The following is a 19,283-nucleotide window of genomic DNA, read 5'->3' on the forward strand; positions in this document are numbered from 1 at the left end:
ACGTCGACCGCCCCCTGTTGGCTGCTGGGCCGGGTGTCCCTACGCCGGCCTCGGGCAGTACACCGTCAGCGCCTCCGGTAGCTTGTCGATCAGCAACTCCGTCTCGCTGTGCGCCACTTCACCGTCGTACGCGTACGGCGTCCCCGGCTTCAGACCGGAGATCCGCACCCGCTGACGGCGGACCGCCGCGTGCATGGGGGAGCGGGTCAGCGGGCCCGCGACCGCCGCCGCGAGCAGCCTCAGCCCCGGCGTCCGGCCGCCGTGCACCACGCGGACGTCCAGCAGCCCGTCCGCGAGGTTGTGCCGCCGCCCCGGCGCCGGGCCCACCCGCTGGAACAGGCCGTTGCCGACGAACAGCAGCCACAACGGGCGGCACCGGCCCTGGAGTTCGGCCTCCAGGGGCCGTTCGCCGCGCAGCACGTGCAGGGCCGCGAGCACCCCCGCGGGCCAGCCGCCGATCCGGGGCGACCAGCGCTCCCGCATCCGCACCAGCTCCGGATACACGCCCAGGCTGAAGGCGTTCAGGAAGTAACCGTCGGAGCCCTCCGGCCCCGGCCGGAACCGGCCCACGTCCGCCCGCACCGCGCTCCCGGCGGTGAGCGCGGAGCAGGCGTCGGCGCCGGTCTCGATGCCCAGGTCGTACGCGAAGTGGTTCAGCGTCCCGCCCGGGAACACCGCCAGTGGCACCTCGTGCTCCACCGCCACGGACGCCGCCAGATTGACCGTGCCGTCCCCGCCGCACACCCCCAGCGCCGTGCACCGGTCCGCCGCCTGCGCCAGCTCCGAGGCGAGCCGGCCGGGCGCGCACTCCACGATCTCCGCCTCCGGCAGCGCGTTCCGGATCAGCGCGGCCGTCGCGGTCGCCGTCCCCGACTCCTGGTTGGCGACCACCACGAGGCCCCGGCCCTCGGGCAGGGCGGGCGCGTCGGCCGGCGGCCTGCCCGGTGCGGGCAGCTGCCCCCTCGTCGGTATCACCCCCCGAAGGGCGAACGCCGCCCCCACGCCCAGCGCCGCCCCGGCCAGCACATCGCTCGGGTAGTGCACCCCGGTGTACACGCGGGACGCCGCCACGGACAGCGCGACGGGCGCCACGATCGCCCCCCAGCCCCGCGACTCCAGGGCGACCCCGGTCGCGAAGGCGGCGGCCGACGCGGCGTGCCCGGACGGGAACGACGTCGTCACCGGCTGCCGCTTCAGCTGCCGTATCACCGGCACGGCGTCCAGGATCGGCCGGTCCCTGCGGACCGCCCCCTTGCCCACTGTGTTGATCGCGGCCGACGCCACCGCGAGCGAGGCGATGCCCCGCAGCGCGGCCCGCCGGGCCCGGGCGCTGCCGCCGAACGCGGCCATGCCGGCCGCCGCCCCGACCCACAGCAGCCCGTGATTGGCGCTGCGGCTCAGGCGGGGCAGCACCGGCCCCGCGGCCGGCCAGTGGCGCTGGGCCAGATTCTGGAACACGGCGAGATCGCGCCGGTGGAACCGGTCGCGCAGCCCGGCGATCCGGGACGGGACGGAAGCATTGCTCGCTGACGACATGCGACAGCGGATACCCCGCATCGCCGCCCCGAACCAGCAGCCACGCCGAAGGTAGCCTGAGGTTCGTCACACCGGTCGCGGCCGGGACACCGAACAAGGGGGAATGCGGGGCCATGGGGCGACTCGTGCCGGCGGTGACCAGGGCGTTCGACGTCCTCGAACTCTTCCTCCAGGGCGACGGCACGCTGTCCGCCCCCGAGGTGACCCGCAAGCTCCAGCTGCCCCGTACCACCGTCCACGAGCTGCTCACCACGCTCGCCGCCCGGTCGTACCTGGTCACCGACCCCGAGCGGCCCGGACGCTACCGGCTGGGGGTGCGCACCTACCAGCTCGGCAGCCGGTACGCCGAACAGCTCGACCTCGCCGCCGAGGGCCGCCAGGTCGCCCGGCGCGTCGCCGAGCGGTGCGGCGAGTCCGTGCATGTGGCGATCCTCGACGGCACCGACGCCGTCTGCGTGGCCCAGGCGGACTCCACCCACGCCGTCCGCACGGTGTCGGCGGCCGGCCACCGGCTGCCCGCCCACTGCACGTCCGCCGGCAAGATGCTCCTCGCCTCGCTGCCCGCCCCGGAGCTCGACGCCCGGCTCGACGGCCTCGAACCGGCCGCCCTGACCCCGCACACCCTCACCGGCGAGCGCGAGCTGCGGGCCGCGCTCGACGCCGTACGGGAACGCGGGGTCGCGACGGAGCACCAGGAGTCCGACCCCGGCGTCAGCTGTGTCGCCGCCCCCGTGCGCGACCGGTCGGGGCAGGTCGTCGCCGCGCTCTCCGTCTCGGTCCCGATGATCCGCTGGACCGAGGAGCGCGAGCGGGAACTCGCCGCCCTCGCCGTCGAAGCCGCCGACGAGCTGTCCGGCCGCCTCGGACACGACCGGAGCACGGTGTGAACCGGGCCAGGGAAGGCGCCCCGCCCCGTTCCCTCGTATAAAGGTCCCGAGGGCCTGTCTTCAAACTGCCGTCTGCGGCGCGCTCCGGGCGACGACGGCAGTTTGAAGACAGGCCCGAGGGCGGACGGCGAAGGAGGCCCGATGGGCCGGGAACGGACCGGGCGGCACGAGCGCGGCACGGACACGGTCCGGGAGGACCGGGGCCCCGTACGGTACGGGCCGCCGGCCCCCTGGCCGGGCCTGCCCGTCCTGCCCGAACTGGCCGGGGTGCTGGCCTCCGCCGCCGGTGACGCCGCGCCCCAGCCCGCCGGCGGATCGGCCGCCCTGCGCGAGGCCGCCTGCGCCTACTGGGACCGGCGCGGACTGCGCTGCGGCCCCGAGCGCGTCGCGGCCGCCCCCGGCACCGCACCGCTGCTGCTCGCCCTGATCGCCGCGCACGGAGGCGACGTCCTGCTGCCGCGCCCCTGCCCCGCCTCCTGGATCCCGCAGGCCAGGCTGCTCGGCCGCCCCGCCTACCAGGTGCCCACCCCCGCCGAGTGCGGCGGCGTGCCCGACCCGTACGCCCTCCTCGAAACCGTGCGGCGGGTACGCGCCGAGGGCGGCCGGCCCCGGCTCCTGCTGCTCTCGGTGGCCGACGACCCCACCGCCACCGTCGCCCCGCCGGAACTCGTGCGCGAGGCGTGCGAGGCCGCCGTGGACGAGGGGCTGCACATCGTCAGCGACGAGACCTGGCGCGACACCCTGCACCGCCCGCACGACACGGTCCTGGTCAGCCCCGCCGAGATGTGCCCCGACGACGTCACGGTGGTCTCCGGCCTGTACGGCGCGCTGACCCCGGCCGCCTGGCCCGTTGCCGTCGCCCGGTTCCCGGACACCGCGCGCTCCGCCACCCGCCACGCCCGTACGCTCGACGTCCTCACCGCACTCGGCGCCTCCGTCGCCGGACCGGTCGCGGCGGCCGCCTCCCACGCGCTGCGCGAGCCGGACGCCGTCACCGAACGGGCCCGGCGCTCCGCCGCCCTGCACGCCCGGCTCGCCGCAGAGGCACACCGCGCCGTCCTCGGCTGGGGTGCCCTCGCCCGGCCCCCGCAGGCCGGCCGCCACCTCTACGCGGACCTCGGCCCGCTCCGCTCCCGGCTCGCCGCCCGGGGCGTCACCGACTCCCTCGAACTGGAGGAGTTCCTGTCCGCCCGGCTCGGCACCCCCGCCCCCGGCGGCCACCGCTTCGGCGACGAACTCGGCGCGCTCCGGGTCCGGCTGGGCACCGGCGCGCTCCTCGGCACGGACCCGGAACGCCAGGCCGAGGCGCTCACCGCCCCGGACCCGCTCGAATTGCCGCACATCGCCGCAGCGCTGAGCATTTTCCGAGCAGCCCTCGACGCACCGCGCTGACCCACCCCGCCGGCGCACTCCTGGACGGGAGCCCCGATGACGGACCGGACCGAGACCCCCCTCGCACCCCCCGCCGTCTGCGGCGAGGTCGTCGCACCGCGTCCCCTCGGCGAGGTGCGCACCTGGCCCCGCAGCTTCGCCGACCGGCTCACCGCCCCGCTCCCCGGCGTCCGGAGCATGTCCCGGCTCGCCCGCGAGCACGCCATCCGGCCCAACGCGGAGGGCCTGCGCCACATCCACCGGCTGCCGTACGCCCCCGAGCCCCTGCCGCCCGTCCCGGCGGGCGCAGCGTCCGTCACCTGGGCCGGGCACGCCAGCTGGATCATCCGCACCGGCGGCCTCACCGTCCTCGCCGACCCCGTCTGGTCCCGCCGCATCCTCGGCACCCCGGCCCGGATCACGCCCGTCGGCGTCCGCTGGGAGGACCTGCCGCCCGTCGACGCGGTCGTCATCAGCCACAACCACTACGACCACCTGGACGCCCCCACCCTGCGGCGGCTGCCCCGGCACACCCCGCTGTTCGTCCCGGCCGGACTCGGCGCGTGGTGCCGCCGCCGGGGCTTCGGCAACGTCACCGAACTCGACTGGTGGGAACACGCCGAACTGGACGGCGTCCGCTTCGACTTCGTGCCCGCCCACCACTGGTCCCGGCGCACCCTCACCGACACCTGCCGCTCGCTGTGGGGCGGCTGGGTCGTCCAGGACACCACCGGTGCGGGGGACGGCGGCCGGATCTATTTCGCCGGAGACTCCGGATACGGCCACTGGTTCGCCGAGATCGGCCGCCGCCACCCCGGCATCGACCTCGCCCTGCTGCCGATCGGCGCGTACGAGCCCCGCTGGTGGCTCGGCGACGTCCACACCGACCCGGAGGAGGCCGTGCAGGCATACGAGGACCTCGGCGCCCACGCGATGGCGCCCATGCACTGGGCGACCTTCCTGCTCTCCGCCGAACCGGTCCTCGAACCCCTCACCCGGCTGCGGACCGCCTGGCAGCGCGCCGGACACCCCCGCGACCGGCTCTGGGACCTGCCCATCGGCGGCTCCCGTCTGCTGACCGCCCGCCGGGCCGACGTCAGCGCGCCCACCACGCCCGCGTCCGGCGCCACACCGCGGGCGCCCCACTGATCAGCAGCGTCAGGCCCACCGCCGCGACCACCCCCTGCCACGGCTCCGGGAACAGCGAACCGCCCAGGATCCCGATCAGCTGGTACGTCGCCGCCCACGCCAGACACGCGGGCGCGTCGCCCCGGGCGAACCGACGCAGCTCCATCCGGCCCAGCAGGCACGCCAGCATCACCGGGATCCGCCCGGCCGGCACCAGCCGGGACAGCACCAGGACCGTCACCCCGTGCTCGTCCAGCTTCCGCTGCGCCTGCTCAAGGCGCTCCGGCGCCGCCCGGTCCCGGATCGTCCGCAGCCACCGCGACCCGTTCTTCGACCGCACCCCGCGCTGCCCCAGCCAGTACAGGGATATGTCCCCCAGGAACGCCGCCGACGACGCCACCGCGAACACCACCAGGAGCGCGAACGGCGCCGACTGGTGGAACGCCACCACGGCCGCCGAACTCACCAGCGCGCCCGTCGGCACCACCGGCACCAGCGCACCCAGCGCCACCAGCAGGAACAACGAGGGATAGCCGACCGCCTGCTGCGTCGACTCGGCGGGCAGCTGCGCCGTCTGGCGCAGGAACTCGATCACGCGCGGCCCTCCGGCCGGACCCGCTCGCCGTGCGCCAGCCGGTGCACCACGACCTCCGGAGCCACCATCGCCGCCTTCCGCACGAACTCCTCGCCCGGCGCGTGGAACTCGTGCGGCCGGACCGCGTCCATCCCGATCGGCCAGTACGTGCCGTAGTGCACCGGCACCGCCGCGCGCGGCCGCAACCGGGTCAGCGCCTGGGCCGCCCGCCCCGCGTCCAGGTGCCCGTGGCCCAGATACGGCCCCCAGCCGCCGACCGGCAGCAGCGCCACGTCCACCGGGCCGACCACCCGCGCCATGTCGTCGAAGAGCCCGGTGTCCCCGGCGAAATACGTACGCGCCGCGCCCTCCACCACGTAACCCAGCGCGGGGGAGCGGTGCGGGCCCAGCGGCAGGCGCCGGCCGTCGTGCAGCGCCGGGACCGCCCGGACCCGCACCCCGCCCACACACACCTCGTCGCCCGCGACCACCTCGGTGATCCGCAGCCCGCGCGCCCGGCGCAGCAGCCGCAGCCCCGGCACCGACCGCACCGAACCGCGCGGCACCAGCACCCGGGCCCCCGGCGCGACGCGCGCCAGCGACGGCAGGTGCAGATGGTCGGAGTGCAGATGCGAGATGAGGACCACATCGGCCACGGCCGCGTCCGGGCCGGGCAGCTCGCCCCGGCGCCGCCGCAGATGCGCGAAGCGCCGTACGAAGAGCGGGTCGGTCAGGAAGCGGACCCCGGAGTCCTCGATCGTGCACGTGGCATGACCCCACCAGGTGATCTCCACCGGCACGCGCCGCCTCCTCCTGCTCACCGGGCCCTCGGCCCCCCTCACCCCTGCCCCGACGAGCCTACGGCCAGTCACGCCCGTGCGGTCCGCGCACCCCGGCGCACCCGTGGATCACCGGCCTGGGCCCGTGCCCCCGTGCGCCCCCTCGCCGCCCCGGAACGCTCCCTCGGCCCTCGCGTACGGGCGCATAGGGTCGGGGAACGACGAGCACGGGGAGAAGACGGGCCATGGGGGACGTACGCGTGGCGGCCATCGCCAGCCTGACGCCGCTGGAGGAACTGGACAGCGATCCGTTCCTCGTGGACACCCGCGGCCAGCACGCCATGTGCGCCCGCTGGGCCGCCGACCAGGGCTATGTCGTCACCCGGCAGCTGCGCCTCTACGGGCTGCGCCCCGACCACCCCGCGCTCTGGGACGGCATCGACAGCGGCGAGGTCGAACTGTTCGTCGCCCCCTGCGACCGGGTCCTCGCCCGCGCCCTGGCCTCGGTGCCGGAGTTCACCGCGGAGTGCGAGCGGCGCGGCGTACGCCTGGAGATCGCCGGGCTCACCGAGCCGTCCTACACCTCCGACGGCAAGGCCGGAGTGCACCGCCGCCTCTCCATGCCGACCGCCGGATACGACGGCTGCTGACCGGGCGCGGGGCCGCCGGGACCACTGTGAAAGGCTGGGAAAAGGGCCCGGAACGGCAGGGCCCGGACATGAGGTGACGAGGGCGTGGGCGACAGACGATGGCGGCGCGCCGGCGCCGCGCTGATGCGCGTGATCGCGGTCTGGGCCGTCTCGACGCTCACCATGCTCGCGCTCGCGGGCATCCTCCCCGACTTCCGGCTCCAGTCCGCCGACGGCGACAGCATCACCAAGACCGCCTTCACCGCCGCCTGGGGCGCGGGCGCCTTCGGACTGCTCTCCGCACTGGTCTGGCCCGTCCTGGTACGCGCCCTGCTCATCGTCCCGGCCCTGGTCCTCGGCGCGCTCGTCTTCTTCCTCAACGGCTCGCTGCTGCTGATCGCGCTCCGGCTCATCCCGGACGGCCGGGGAGCCGCCGCCCCGGAGACCGCCGTCGCCGTCGCGGCCGTGATGTCCGCCGTCGCCTCCGCGACCTCCACCGCCCTCGCCGTGCGCGACGACAACGCCTACCGCCGCCGCCTCTCCCGCCTGGCCGACCGCCGCCGCCGGCGCACCGGCACGGGCGACGCGCGCGGCGGCCCGCCGGGCACCGTCTTCATCCAGCTCGACGGGGTCGGCCATGACGCTCTCGTCGCGGCGGCCGCCGGGGGAGTCATGCCGACCGTCGCCCACTGGCTGGCCGGACCGGAAGGACACCGGCTCATACCCTGGCGCACCGACTGGTCCAGCCAGACCGGCGCCAGCCAGCTCGGCATCCTGCACGGAACCAACCACGATGTCCCCGCCTTCCGCTGGTACGAGAAGGAGACCGGCCTCGTCATGGTCTCCAGCAAGCCCGCGAGCGCCCTGGAACTCCAGCGCCGCGCCATCACCCGCACCCGGGACGGCGGACTGCTCACCCTCGACGGCGCCAGCCGGGGCAACCTCTTCAGCGGCGGCGCCGCCCAGCTCGCGCTCGTCCTCTCGATGGCCGCCCGGCTCGGCAAGGGCCGCCGCTCCCGGGCCGGGTACTTCGCCTACTTCTCCGACCCGGCCAACGCCGTCCGCACCGCCGGCTCCTTCGCCGCCGAGGTCTGCCGGGAGATCGCCCAGTCGACCCGCTCCCGCCTCCGCAAGGAGAAGCCCCGCATCAAGCGCGGCGGCCTGTACCCCTTCATCCGCGCCTTCGCGACCGTGGTCGAACGCGATGTGGTGGTCGCCGCCGTCATCGGCGACATGTTCGCCGGCCGGACCGCCGTCTACGCCGACCTCGTCGCGTACGACGAGGTGGCGCACCACTCCGGACCGCGCAGCCGCGACGCGGAGAAGGTGCTCGCCCGCCTGGACCGGGCGCTCGCCCTGATCACCAAGGTCGCCGAGCAGGCGCCCCGCACCTACCGGATCGTGCTTCTGTCCGACCACGGCCAGAGCCCCGGGGACACCTTCGCCGGGGTGTACGGGCTGACCCTCAAGGACCTCGTCCGGGCGGGCAGCGGACTGCCCGTGCCCCGGCGCGCCCAGCGCACCCGCAGCGCCTCCGAGGCCCGCGACGCGGTCCGGATCGCGCTGCACCGGCCGGTCGCCGGGGGGCAGGAGGAGCACGTCGCGAAGCCCTCCGACCCGATAGTCCTCGCCTCCGGCAACCTAGGCCTGATCTCCTTCCCGGACATCGGAGGCCGCGCCTCCCAGGAACAGCTGGAGCGCCGACACCCCGCGCTGCTCTCCACGCTCGCCAACCACCCGGGCATCGGTTTCCTGCTCGTCCGCAGCGAACGCCACGGCTCGGTGGTGCTGGCCCGCGACGGCGTACGGGTGCCCCTGGCGGAGCTGGCCGACGGAGAGGGGCCGCTGGCCGTGTACGGTCCCGGCGCCGCGGACGCGATCCGGCGGACGGACACCTTCCCGCACGTCGCCGACGTGATGGTCAACTCCATGTACGACCCCGCCACCGGCACCGTGCACGCCTTCGAGGAGCAGATCGGCTCGCACGGCGGCCTGGGCGGCGACCAGTCCCGGCCGTTCCTGCTCTGGCCGCGCACCCTGACCGACCCGCTGGACGCCGTCACCGGCGAGGACGGGAAGCGCCCCGACGAACTCGTCGGCGCCGAGGCCGTGCACCGGGTCCTCCGGCGCTGGCTCCAGGAGGCGTCCGGGCCCCAGGTGCCGGTGACCTCCGACGAGGAGCCCGGCCGCGCCTGATCAGGCCGACTGCCGCCGTACGAGGGTCGGGTGGAAGATCACCGAAGGCGGCGGGTCCACCGGCTTGCCGATCTGCTTGAGCAACAGCCGGGCCATCTCCGCCGACATCTCCTCCACCGGCTGCCGGACCGTCGTCAGCGGCGGATCACAGGCCAGCGCCGCGCTGCTGTCGTCGAACCCGACGAGCGCGACGTCGTCCGGGACCTCCTTCCCGGCCCGCAGCAGCACCGGTACGGCCCCGAGCGCCATCAGGTCCGACGCGATGAACACCGCGTCCAGATCCGGCCGCTCCGCCAGCAGCCGCCGCATCGCCGCCGCGCCCCCGGCATGGGTGAAGTCGCCCTCGGCGGTCACCACGTCGGAGATGCCGTGCGCCGCGGCCGCGTCCAGGAACCCGGCGAGCCGCGCCTGACCGGCCGGCATGTCCTGCGGGCCCGACACCGTGCCGATGCGGCGGCGGCCCAGCGCGGCGAGATGGTCGGCGGCCAGCCGCGCCCCGGCCCGCTGGTCCGCCTCGACATAGGTGAGCGGCGTCGGCCTGCGGGGCTGCCCGGCGAGCACGGCGGGCAGCCGGGTCCCGTGCAGCAGCCCGGGCAGCGGGTCGTCCGCGTGCGAGGAGATCAGCACCACTCCGTCGACGTGCCCGTGGCGCAGGTACGAAAGGAGCTGGTCGCGGGACTCCTGGTCGTCGGCCAGCATCAGGACCAGCTGGATGCCCGCGGGGCGCAGCACCTCCAGGAGCCCGGCCACCACCCGCCCGAAGTACGGATCGGAGAACATCCTGCCGACGAACGGCTCGGGCACGGTGCGCCGCTCCCGCTCCGAGACGACCAGCGCGATCGAGTCGGTGCGCCGGGTCACCAGCGACCGGGCCGCGCGGTTGGGCACGTAACCGGTGGCGTCCACCGCAGCCTCCACCGTCCGCCGCAGCGCCGGGTCCACCGTGGTCGCCCCGTTGATCACCCGGGACACCGTCGCCCGTGACACCCCGGCCACTCCGGCGACGTCCTCCAAGGTCACGGGACGGGCGGGCGGCGACGCGTCGGCAGGCATGCAGTCTTTATACCGGGTGGTACGACCGGTGGGGCAACGGCCATGGTTGCCTTGGTGTTACGTTGACCCGCCCGTCAGCCGGGAGCGCCGGACGGGGCGGGCAGCCGGGCGATCTCGGCCCGGCGGGCGGAGACCAGGGCGGCCGCGAGCCGCTTGGCGTCCGGCCGGGTGCTGGCCCCGGTCTCGGAGCGCGACACCTGGGCGGTCTGGCGCAGATGGCCGCCGATCCGGTCCACCAGGAACCGGTCGAAGGCCGCGCCCTTCAGCGTGCGGGCCCGTGCCAGGTCGTCGGCCGTCACCATGCCGGGCATGTGGTGACCCTCGTGCACATTGGTGTCCGGCAGCCCCATCCGGGCCAGCAACGGGCGCAGCCGGGCCAGTTCACCGTTCTGCGAGGTCCGCAGCCCGGCCGCCCAGCGCCGTACGGCGGTGTCGCCGGAGCGGTCGGCGGCGAGCGACAGGAGCGCCACGGCCGACTCGTTCATCGGGGTCATGAGCTGCGCCCAGGCGGCGTCGGTCGGATCGGCGGGGGCGCCGGTGGCGGGCGGCGGAGCGCTCTCCGGCCCGGCCGCCGGGGAGCCGCAGCCGGCCAGGAGGAGGAGCAGCAGGGTGAGCGCCGCCGCGCTGCGGGCCGCTTTCATCAGGGCTCCCTCGGGGAGGGCCCGTCCGGGCGCGGGGCCCCGGACGGGCGGGTGGGGACGGGGGTGTGCGTCAGGGGGTGCCGTCGGCCCCGCACTTGATGATGGCGTTGATGCAGTCGCGTACGCGCTGCGCCAGTTCGGCCTCGGGCCACACGTTGAAGAAGTCGCCGTGCATCGTGTAGCCGGGACCGGACGCCAGCCGGAACCTGGACGGGTCACCGTTGACCGGGTACCGCAGCACCTGGCGGAGCTTGGGCACCGGCACCGGGTGGGTGGCCGGGCACTCGCCGTTGACCGGGTACGACATGTGGCTCTTGTGGTCGGGCGAGTCGAGGTCCTTGCCGTTCCAGCACTGCGGGAAGTCGAGGTACGACTCCAGCATCCCGTCGGACGGGCAGTTGACGAAGTCGTGCGACGGGTTGACCTCGCCGTGGTGCAGGCATGACCAGCGCGAGATCGTGTTGTCGTCCGGCCCGGTCGCCTTGGCGTTGCCCGCGACGATCCTCAGACCCCGGGGGAAGGGCTGGATCTGCCGGATGACGTCGTCCCGGACGCCCTCGCCCAGGTAGTAGAACGTGGTGCCGGTGGGCTCCACCTCCTTGTCCCCGTCGTACAGGGTGGGCACCCAGTACGACGACAGGTCGATGTCGGGTGAGCAGGTGCTCCGGGCCTTCTCCAGCGAGGCCAGGTCGGAGTGGCCGTTCGTGGAGTCGTTGCCGAAGAAGCTGTGCATGTGCGAGGCGCCGGGCAGGCCCGGGAAGACGATCGGGTCGTCGGGCGCCCGGTGGGTGTACGGGCACTCGGCGAGGAACTCGGCCACCCGGACCACGTCGGCGGCCGCCTTGGGGGCGGGGGCCGGCGCGCCGGCGGACGCGCTGCCGGTGGAGGCCTGAAGGAGGGTCAGGGCGAGCGCGGCGGCGGCGAGCGCCGCCGTGCGGTACCGCCGGGGCGATGGGGTTCTGCGGTGGCTGTCCTCGCCGCTGCGTCGTTGACGGAAGAAGAGCACGGCACTCCTGTTCGGGGGAAGTGGTGGGGGGATGTGCCCTGATCATGAGCGGCATGATCAGGCGAGAGAGCGCTCTCTGCCAGGGAACGTAAGAGCGTGTTGGGGGCATGTCAATACAGCTGGCGAACCTTCGATTCCGTGTATCGCGGGGGCGGTTCGAGTCGCGAAAGTCGGGAGAGCGCTCTCTCTCGCATTTGTTGACCAAAACCCTTGGCGCCGAGCCAGGGAGAGCGCTCTCCTGGCCTCTCCCGACCTCTTCGGCAGGGGCGTTGTCAGTGGTGGGCGGCAGGATGGAGGACATGACGAACTCAGCAGTCGTGCTCGCCGACCGTGTCTCCTACGCCGCCGCCGTCGAGGAGGCCGCCCAGGCCGCCGCCGCGTACTACGCCACGGGCGAGAGCACACTCGACGACGACGCCTACGACCGCCTGGCGCGCGGCATCGCCGCGTACGAGCGGGAGCATCCGCAGGAGGTGCTGCCCGCCTCGCCGACCGGCAAGGTGGCGGGCGGCGCGGCCGTCGGGGACGTGCCGCACACCGTGCCGATGCTCTCCCTCGACAACGTCTTCTCGGCCGAGCAGTTCGCCACCTGGACCGCGTCCCTGGAGCGCCGGATCGGACGGCCCGTCACCGCATGGAGCGTCGAGCCGAAGCTCGACGGCCTCGCGGTCGCCGCCCGGTACCACGAGGGCCGTCTGGAACGGCTGATCACCCGGGGCGACGGGACCGCCGGTGAGGACGTCTCCCACGCGATCGGGACCGTCGTCGGGCTCCCCGCGCGGCTCGCGGAGCCGGTCACGATCGAGATACGCGGCGAGATCCTGATGACCACCGAGCAGTTCGAGCAGGCGAACACGGCCCGCACCGAGCACGGCGGCGCCCCCTTCGCCAACGCGCGCAACGGCGCCGCGGGCACCCTGCGCGCCAAGGACCGTGCGTACACGGTGGAGATGACGTTCTTTGCCTACGGCGCCCTGCCGCTGCCCGACTCCGGCGCCCTGGCCGCCGAGCTGACCGAGCTGCCGCACAGTCAGGTGCTCGCCCGGGTCGCGAAGCTCGGCGTGCACACCGCCGCGGACACGGAGGTCGCGCCGCGCACCGCCGCCGCCGTCGAGGAGGTCCAAGCCCGGATCGAGGAAGTCGCCGCGCTGCGGGCCGCGTTGCCGTTCGGGATCGACGGCATCGTCATCAAGGCGGACCTGGCGGCCGACCAGCGCGACGCCGGTTCCGGCACCCGGGCCCCGCGCTGGGCCATCGCCTACAAGCTGCCCGCCGTCGAGAAGGTCACCCGCCTCCTCGGCGTCGAGTGGAACGTGGGCCGCACCGGCATCATCGCGCCGCGCGCCGTGCTGGAACCCGTCGAGATCGACGGCTCGACCGTCAGCTACGCCACGTTGCACAACCCGGCCGACATCACCCGCCGGGACCTGCGCGTCGGCGACCACGTGATGGTCTACAAGGCGGGCGACATCATCCCCCGCATCGAGGCGCCCGTCGCCCATCTGCGCACCGGGGACGAGCAGCCCATCGAATTCCCCGAGGCGTGCCCCCAGTGCGGTTCGGAGATCGACAGCAGCGAGCAGCGCTGGCGCTGTGTGCGGGGCCGCGACTGCCGGATCGTCGCCTCCGTCTCGTACGCCGCCGGGCGCGACCAGCTCGACATCGAAGGGCTCGGCACGACCCGGGTCGTCCAGCTGGTCGACGCCGGCCTCGTCGCCGACTTCGCCGACCTGTTCATGCTCGAACGCGAACAGCTGCTGACGCTCGACCGGATGGGGGAGACCAGCACCGACAATCTGCTGGCCGCGATCGACTCGGCACGCTCGCAGCCGCTCTCCCGGGTCTTCTGCGCCCTCGGCGTGCGCGGCACCGGGCGCTCCATGTCCCGCCGGATCGCCCGGTACTTCGCGGAGATGGACCGGATCCGGGCCGCCGACGAGGAGGAGTTGCAGCGCGTCGACGGCATCGGCAAGGAGAAGGCGGCCGGTGTGGTCGCGGAGCTGGCCGAGCTCGCCCCGCTCATCGACAGGCTGGTCGCCGCCGGGCTGAACATGACCGAACCGGGCGCGACCCCGCCGCCCCCGCCGGGCGAGGAGGCCGACGAGGAGACGGCCGCCGGTGCCGAGGGCGCTCCGCTGGCCGGGATGACCGTGGTGGTCACCGGGGCCATGACGGGCGCGCTGGAGAAGCTGTCGCGCAACCAGATGAACGAGCTGGTCGAACGGGCCGGCGGCAAGTCCTCCTCCAGCGTCTCCAAGCGCACGACGCTGCTCGTGGCCGGGGAGAAGGCGGGCTCCAAGCGGACCAAGGCGGAGGACCTGGGGGTGCGGATCGCCACGCCGGAGGAGTTCGCGGAGCTGATAGCGGAGTTCCTGCCGGTTGACGCGTGACGCGCGGCGCGTGACCGCGCGGGGCGAGTCCTTCGATTTTGTTGGGGAGTGGCTTTCTTTGCCTCCCTATTGCATAGTGAGGGCTCGGCCATGCCTCGCGATCAGCGGGTCACTGGGTGTGTGTACGGCCGCGGCTGCGTGCCGGGGGTGAGGGGCGATGCGTTCTTTGCGCGACGGACGGCGGCACTACCGGGGCGCCACCCGGGGCCTCGCCCTCGACCTCGGCAGTTCCCGCACCCGGGCCTGGGTTCCCGGCCGGGGCGTCGTCGCGGACACCGTCCACGGCACCGGTGAACAGGGCCCCGCCCGGCCCGTCCGGCGCGGCCGCATCGTGGACCCGGAGTCGTGCGGCCGGATGCTGGCCCGCATCGCCGACCGGGCCCTGGGCGAGCGCCGCGAGGACGCGGTCATCGTCCTCAGCCACCCCGTGCTCGCCGGGCCCGGCCACCGCGCCGCCGCCCGCGACCTGCTCCATGCGCTCGGCCCCTCGGACGTCATCGTCCTGGACAGCGCCCGCGCCGCCGCCGCGTGCGCCGGGCCCGGGGACGGCGGCCCCCTCCTCGTCCTCGACATCGGCGCCGAGCTGACCGAGGCGACCCTGCTGGTGGACGGCCTGGTGCGCGACGCCCGCCTCGCCGAGACCGGGCTCAGCGACCTGGACCCGGGCGAGCCGCCCACCGCCGCCGTCCGCGCGGTCCTGGACATGGTCATGGCCATGTGGCGGCAGGACCCGCACGGCGCGCTGCTCGGCGCCCTGCGCAGGGGCCCGCTGCTCGCCGGGGGCGGTGCGCTGCGCCCGGACGTCACCAACCGGATCGCGGTCCGCCTCGGCGTCCCGGTCCGGCGCACGGACGACCCGGCGACCACGGTCGTGCGCGGGGCCGGACTGGTCCTCAGCTCCGTCCTCCGCCACGCCGCGGCGCCCGCCCTGCCCGGCCGACCCCGGTGACCCCGCTCCCGGGGCCGCCCCCGGGGAACGCGCACCCGGGCCGCCCGTCCGCCGCACGGCAGTACCTCGTCGCGCTGCTTCTCGCCGTGCTCGCCCTCGTCGGCGGCGCGCCCGCGGCGGCCGGGGCGGGCCTGCCCGTACGCGCGTCGGCGGCGCTTCCCGCGACGACGGCGCCGACCGCAACGCCTGCGACCCTCGCGCCCACCGCAACGACCGCGCCCGGCCTCCCCGTGCAACAGGCGACCGCCGAGGCACCCCGGACCACTCCGCCAGCTCCGCCCCCCGCCACCGTCGACCGTGGCCCGGACACCACCCCGTGGGCCGCCGCCGAGCACCCCCGTACCGCACACCAGTTGCCCCCGCCCGGCCCCGGCGGGCTCGTCCCGTGCCCCGCGTGGGCCCCGCTTCCGCGTTCCGTCCCCTGGTCCGTCCGTACCGCCCCCGCCTCCGCCGTCCAGCGCCCGCGCGTGGCGCTGCCCGGCGTGCGCGGGCCCCCGAGTGCCGGTGTCCACCGGCCCGGGGACCGCTCGCCGGTCCCGCAATCCATCATCGCCGTGCCGTTCCCGCCGTCCTGACCGGGTGAGGGGCGTGCCCGGCGCCCCCTCGGAGGAATCCCGCAATGACGCGCGCCACCACGGTGCGGGCGGTGCTGGCTGCGGCCGTGCTGCTCGTCTCCGTGCTCATCACGCTGACCATGTCACCCAGACTCGGCCTGGATCTCCAGGGCGGTACCCGCATGGTGCTCCAGGCCCAGGACTCCGACACCGCGAAGGCCGACCGCGAGAGCACCGACCGCACCTTGGAGGTGCTGCGCCGGCGCATCGACTCGCTCGGAGTGACGGAACCGACGCTCACCCGGTCCGGCGAGGACCGGATCATCGTGGAACTCCCGGACGTCCAGGACCCGCGCAAGGCCGCCGACGTCATCGGCAAGACCGCCCAGCTGACCTTCCACGCCGTCCAGGGCCCGGGCGAACCGGCCGAGGACGGCAAGGGCCTGACCCTGCCCGACGAGCAGGGCCGCCCACTGGCCCTCGGGCCCGCCGCCCTCTCCGGCGCCGGGGTCAAGGAGGCGACCGCGTCCTTCGACGCCCAGCAGGGCGCCGGCTGGACCGTGTCCCTCGACTTCCACAAGGACGCCGGCCGGGACTGGACCCGGCTGACCGGTGAGGCGGCCTGCCACCCGGTGCAGGACGAGCGGCGCCGGGTCGCCATCGTGCTCGACAAGCGGGTGATCTCCTCGCCCCAGGTCTCGCCGACCGTCGCCTGCGGTTCGGGCCTGCCCTCCGGCTCCACCCAGATCACCGGCTCGTTCAGCGCGGACGAGGCCCGCGAACTCGCCCTGCTGATCGAGGGCGGCGCCCTGCCCGTGCCCGTCGAGATCGTGGAGCAGCGGACGGTCGGGCCGACGCTCGGTGCCGCCGCGATCGACGCCAGCGCACGGGCCGCCCTGATCGGCGCGGCGGCCACCGCCCTGTTCATCATCGTGATCTACCGCCTGTTCGGCGCCCTCGCCGCCGTGGCGCTCGCGGCGTATGGAGTCATCTCGTACGCGGCCCTCGTCGCCCTCGGCGTCACGCTGACCCTGCCCGGGCTCGCCGGATTCGTGCTGGCGATCGGCATGGCGGTCGACGCGAACGTGCTGGTCTTCGAGCGGGCCCGGGAGGAGTACGCCGGGCGGCCCGGGAAGAGCCTGCGGGCCTCGCTCGCCGCCGGGTTCAAGGGCGCCTGGACGGCCGTCGCCGACTCCAACGTGACGACGCTCATCGCGGCCGGGCTGCTGTTCTTCCTCGGCTCCGGACCGGTCAAGGGGTTCGGTGTCACGCTCGCCATCGGCGTCCTGGCGTCGATGTTCTCCGCGCTGGTCATCGCCCGCGCCCTCACCGAGATCGCGGCGCACTCGCGGTTCGTCGCGGACTACCGGGGCGTCAACGGCATCGCGATCCCGGGCCGGGTGCGGACCTGGCTCACCCGGCGCGACCCGCAGCTGATGCGCTCCCCGCGCCGCTGGCTGACGGTCTCCGCCGTCCTCGTCGCGGTGGCCGTCGCGGGCATCCTGGTGCGCGGGGTCAACCTGGGCGTCGAGTTCACCGGCGGGCGGCTGGTCGAGTACTCCACCAGCCGCCCCGTGGACGTCGAGACCGCGCGGACCGCCCTCGCGGGCGCCGGGTTCGGGGACGCCGAGGTCACCACGGCCGGTGCGGGCGACATCTCCGTGCGCACCGGGGAGCTCGACAACGACGGCGAACACGCGCTGCGGGCCGCCCTGGCCGCCGAGGGCGGCGCGACCACCAAGGTCCGGGACGAGCTGATCGGCCCCAGCCTCGGCGACGAACTGCGGCGCAACGCCCTGATCGCCCTGGCCATCGCCGTACTCGTCCAGCTGGCCTATCTGGCGGTCAGGTTCCGCTGGACGTTCGCCGTCGCCTCGGTCGGGGCGCTCGTGCACGACGTGATCATCCTGATCGGGGTGTTCGCCTGGCTGGGACGCACCGTCGACGGCGTCTTCCTGGCGGCGCTCCTCACCGTCATCGGGTACTCCGTCAACGACTCGGTCGTGGTCTTCGACCGGGTGCGGGAGCTGTGGGCGAAGGCCCGTAGAAAGCCCCTCGCGGAGGTGGCGAACCGGGCGGTCCTCCAGACCGTGCCCCGGACGGTGAACACCGGGATGGGTGCCCTGTTCATCCTCACCGCCCTCGCCGTGCTCGGCGGCGACTCCCTGGAGGACTTCGCGCTCGCCCTGCTGATCGGCATCGTCGTCGGGACGTACTCCTCGGTGATGACCGCCGTACCGGCCGCGCTGCTGCTGGAACGCAGCAGCAACGTCCCGCCGCCCGCCCGCACCCGGGCGCCGCGCACCCGGCAGCGCGCCGGGCGCCGCGACCCGCACGACAACGGGGCGCGGGTGTAGCCGAGACGGGCCCGTGTCAGCCGATCCGGCGGGCACGGGCCCGGTCCGTCCTCAGGGCACCAGCGAGCGCAGATACGCGGCGGTTTCCGCGTCGGCCGGCAGCAGCGTCTCGATGGCCAGCTCGGCCACCGTCACGTCCATCGGCGTGTTGAACGTGGCGATCGAGGCGACGAACGACAGCACGTGCCCCTCGTGCTCGATGACCAGCGGCAGGGCGAACGGCACCGACGACGAGGGCGGCTGCCAGTCCTCGTCCCCGTCCGGCCCGGCCGGCAGCGGATAGCCCGCCACCTCCTCGTACAGCGCGCGCAGCTCCGGCGAACGGACCAGCGCGATCTGGCGCTCCATCTGCGCGAGGAGGTCCGCCCGCCACGCGCGGAGGTTCCGGATGCGCGGGGCCAGGCCCTCCGGGTGCAGGGTGAGCCGCATCGCGTTCAGCGGCGGGGCCAGGAGGTGGTCCGGTACGCCGTCGAGCAGTCGGGTCATCCCCTGATTGGCCGCCACCACGGTGTACGTCCCGTCCACGACGAACGCCGGATACGGGTCGTAGCCCCGCAGCAGCCGGTCGAGGCCGTCCCGGAGCGCCCCCATCGCCGGGTCGTCGAGCGAGGTCTCCGCGTAGTGCGGGGCGTAACCCGCCATCACCAGCAGGGCGTTGCGCTCCCGTACGGGCACGTCCAGGTGCTCGGCGAGCCGCAGCACCATCTCCTCGCTGGGGCGCGAGCGCCCCGTCTCGATGAACGAGATGTGCCGGGCCGAGGAGCCGGCCCGCAGCGCGAGCTCCAGCTGACTGACCCGGCGCCGCTCCCGCCAGCTGCGCAGCAGCGGCCCTACCCCCGTGTCGAGCGCGACAGTTGTCATACGGAGACCGTAACGTCACCGGCACCGCCGACCGGCATCGACCACCAGTGAGGGAGCCGCCCCATGCCCGCCGCACCGCTGCCGCAGAACGAGATCGAGGACCGGCTGCGCGAGCTGCCCGGCTGGTCGCTGGAGGGGGACAGGATCTCCCGCACCTACCGGCTGTCCTCGCACTTCGCCGCCGCCGCGCTCGCGATGCACGTCGCCGCGATCCAGGACGAGCTGAACCACCACAGCGACCTGACGCTCGGCTACAACACCGTCGCCCTCTCGGTGAACTCGCACGACGCGGGCGGCAAGGTCACCGAGAAGGACCTCGGCCTCGCCGCCCGCGTCGCGGCGGTGGCGCCCGGCCACGGGGCGGAGTAACCC

17 protein-coding genes are annotated in these 19,283 nt (G+C 74.8%); 10 read left to right on the forward strand and 7 right to left on the reverse strand.

The window, feature by feature from the left end:
- Window positions 1–39 precede the first annotated feature (39 nt).
- On the reverse strand, window positions 40–1,536 hold the full coding sequence (locus OHS17_RS28710) for a bifunctional phosphatase PAP2/diacylglycerol kinase family protein (protein ID WP_330314483.1): 1,497 nt from the start codon (window positions 1,534–1,536) through the stop codon (window positions 40–42).
- Window positions 1,537–1,649: 113 nt separating this feature from the next.
- On the opposite strand from OHS17_RS28710, the gene OHS17_RS28715 reads away from it, so the two are divergent.
- The 3 genes from OHS17_RS28715 (at window position 1,650) to OHS17_RS28725 (ending at window position 4,943) form a co-directional block, all read left to right on the forward strand.
- A complete protein-coding gene (locus OHS17_RS28715) occupies window positions 1,650–2,423 on the forward strand; it encodes an IclR family transcriptional regulator (RefSeq protein ID WP_330314484.1) in 774 nt (257 codons plus the stop codon).
- Window positions 2,424–2,564: 141 nt separating this feature from the next.
- Window positions 2,565–3,815: an aminotransferase class I/II-fold pyridoxal phosphate-dependent enzyme gene (locus OHS17_RS28720; protein ID WP_330314485.1), complete on the forward strand. Its 1,251-nt coding sequence runs from the start codon at window positions 2,565–2,567 to the stop codon at window positions 3,813–3,815.
- Between the two features lie 36 nt (window positions 3,816–3,851).
- Window positions 3,852–4,943, forward strand: a complete 1,092-nt coding sequence (locus tag OHS17_RS28725; RefSeq protein ID WP_330314486.1) for an MBL fold metallo-hydrolase — start codon at window positions 3,852–3,854, stop codon at window positions 4,941–4,943.
- Here the strand turns inward: OHS17_RS28725 and OHS17_RS28730 are convergent.
- On the reverse strand, window positions 4,891–5,517 hold the full coding sequence (locus OHS17_RS28730; protein ID WP_330314487.1) for a DedA family protein: 627 nt from the start codon (window positions 5,515–5,517) through the stop codon (window positions 4,891–4,893). The genes OHS17_RS28725 and OHS17_RS28730 overlap by 53 nt on opposite strands.
- Window positions 5,514–6,296, reverse strand: a complete 783-nt coding sequence (locus OHS17_RS28735) for an MBL fold metallo-hydrolase (protein WP_330314488.1) — start codon at window positions 6,294–6,296, stop codon at window positions 5,514–5,516. The genes OHS17_RS28730 and OHS17_RS28735 overlap by 4 nt, the downstream gene beginning before the upstream one ends.
- 224 nt (window positions 6,297–6,520) lie before the next feature.
- Between OHS17_RS28735 and OHS17_RS28740 the strand changes: the two genes are divergently transcribed.
- Entirely contained in the window at window positions 6,521–6,925 is a 405-nt protein-coding gene (locus OHS17_RS28740) for a hypothetical protein (protein WP_330314489.1), read from the forward strand.
- A gap of 84 nt (window positions 6,926–7,009) precedes the next feature.
- A complete protein-coding gene (locus OHS17_RS28745; protein ID WP_330314490.1) occupies window positions 7,010–9,100 on the forward strand; it encodes a phage holin family protein in 2,091 nt (696 codons plus the stop codon).
- On the opposite strand, the gene OHS17_RS28750 is transcribed toward OHS17_RS28745, so the two are convergent.
- From OHS17_RS28750 to OHS17_RS28760, 3 genes are all read right to left on the reverse strand, one after another.
- Entirely contained in the window at window positions 9,101–10,153 is a 1,053-nt protein-coding gene (locus tag OHS17_RS28750; RefSeq protein ID WP_330314491.1) for a LacI family DNA-binding transcriptional regulator, read from the reverse strand.
- Between the two features lie 74 nt (window positions 10,154–10,227).
- Window positions 10,228–10,794 (reverse strand): DUF305 domain-containing protein, encoded by a 567-nt coding sequence (locus OHS17_RS28755; protein ID WP_330314492.1) that lies wholly within the window; start codon window positions 10,792–10,794, stop codon window positions 10,228–10,230.
- Window positions 10,795–10,864: 70 nt separating this feature from the next.
- Window positions 10,865–11,800: a DUF1996 domain-containing protein gene (locus tag OHS17_RS28760; RefSeq protein WP_330314493.1), complete on the reverse strand. Its 936-nt coding sequence runs from the start codon at window positions 11,798–11,800 to the stop codon at window positions 10,865–10,867.
- A gap of 290 nt (window positions 11,801–12,090) precedes the next feature.
- On the opposite strand from OHS17_RS28760, the gene ligA reads away from it, so the two are divergent.
- The 4 genes from ligA (at window position 12,091) to secD (ending at window position 18,050) form a co-directional block, all read left to right on the forward strand.
- Complete coding sequence (gene ligA / locus OHS17_RS28765) at window positions 12,091–14,190, forward strand: NAD-dependent DNA ligase LigA (protein ID WP_330314494.1); 2,100 nt, start codon at window positions 12,091–12,093, stop codon at window positions 14,188–14,190.
- A gap of 157 nt (window positions 14,191–14,347) precedes the next feature.
- A complete protein-coding gene (locus OHS17_RS28770) occupies window positions 14,348–15,139 on the forward strand; it encodes a rod shape-determining protein MreC (protein ID WP_330314495.1) in 792 nt (263 codons plus the stop codon).
- Complete coding sequence (locus tag OHS17_RS28775) at window positions 15,136–15,714, forward strand: hypothetical protein (protein WP_330314496.1); 579 nt, start codon at window positions 15,136–15,138, stop codon at window positions 15,712–15,714. The genes OHS17_RS28770 and OHS17_RS28775 overlap by 4 nt, the downstream gene beginning before the upstream one ends.
- Before the next feature lie 44 nt (window positions 15,715–15,758).
- Window positions 15,759–18,050, forward strand: coding sequence for a protein translocase subunit SecD (gene secD / locus OHS17_RS28780; RefSeq protein ID WP_330314497.1), 2,292 nt, complete (start codon window positions 15,759–15,761; stop codon window positions 18,048–18,050).
- Window positions 18,051–18,101: 51 nt separating this feature from the next.
- On the opposite strand, the gene OHS17_RS28785 is transcribed toward secD, so the two are convergent.
- A complete protein-coding gene (locus OHS17_RS28785; protein ID WP_330314498.1) occupies window positions 18,102–18,911 on the reverse strand; it encodes a helix-turn-helix domain-containing protein in 810 nt (269 codons plus the stop codon).
- Window positions 18,912–18,974: 63 nt separating this feature from the next.
- Between OHS17_RS28785 and OHS17_RS28790 the strand changes: the two genes are divergently transcribed.
- Window positions 18,975–19,280: a 4a-hydroxytetrahydrobiopterin dehydratase gene (locus OHS17_RS28790; protein WP_330314499.1), complete on the forward strand. Its 306-nt coding sequence runs from the start codon at window positions 18,975–18,977 to the stop codon at window positions 19,278–19,280.
- Window positions 19,281–19,283 lie beyond the last annotated feature (3 nt).

The organism is Streptomyces sp. NBC_00523 (genome assembly GCF_036346615.1).
GTDB lineage: Bacteria > Actinomycetota > Actinomycetes > Streptomycetales > Streptomycetaceae > Streptomyces.

Excerpts from the sequence above, each read along its gene's own strand:
- OHS17_RS28710 (WP_330314483.1), bottom strand. The coding sequence starts at position 1,536 with ATGTCGTCAGCGAGCAATGCTTCCGTCCCGTCCCGGATCGCCGGGCTG.
- OHS17_RS28715 (WP_330314484.1), top strand. The coding sequence starts at position 1,650 with ATGGGGCGACTCGTGCCGGCGGTGACCAGGGCGTTCGACGTCCTCGAA.
- OHS17_RS28720 (WP_330314485.1), top strand. The coding sequence starts at position 2,565 with ATGGGCCGGGAACGGACCGGGCGGCACGAGCGCGGCACGGACACGGTC.
- OHS17_RS28725 (WP_330314486.1), top strand. The coding sequence starts at position 3,852 with ATGACGGACCGGACCGAGACCCCCCTCGCACCCCCCGCCGTCTGCGGC.
- OHS17_RS28740 (WP_330314489.1), top strand. The coding sequence starts at position 6,521 with ATGGGGGACGTACGCGTGGCGGCCATCGCCAGCCTGACGCCGCTGGAG.
- OHS17_RS28750 (WP_330314491.1), bottom strand. The coding sequence starts at position 10,153 with ATGCCTGCCGACGCGTCGCCGCCCGCCCGTCCCGTGACCTTGGAGGAC.
- OHS17_RS28755 (WP_330314492.1), bottom strand. The coding sequence starts at position 10,794 with ATGAAAGCGGCCCGCAGCGCGGCGGCGCTCACCCTGCTGCTCCTCCTC.
- ligA (WP_330314494.1), top strand. The coding sequence starts at position 12,091 with ATGGAGGACATGACGAACTCAGCAGTCGTGCTCGCCGACCGTGTCTCC.
- OHS17_RS28770 (WP_330314495.1), top strand. The coding sequence starts at position 14,348 with ATGCGTTCTTTGCGCGACGGACGGCGGCACTACCGGGGCGCCACCCGG.
- secD (WP_330314497.1), top strand. The coding sequence starts at position 15,759 with ATGACGCGCGCCACCACGGTGCGGGCGGTGCTGGCTGCGGCCGTGCTG.
- OHS17_RS28785 (WP_330314498.1), bottom strand. The coding sequence starts at position 18,911 with ATGACAACTGTCGCGCTCGACACGGGGGTAGGGCCGCTGCTGCGCAGC.
- OHS17_RS28790 (WP_330314499.1), top strand. The coding sequence starts at position 18,975 with ATGCCCGCCGCACCGCTGCCGCAGAACGAGATCGAGGACCGGCTGCGC.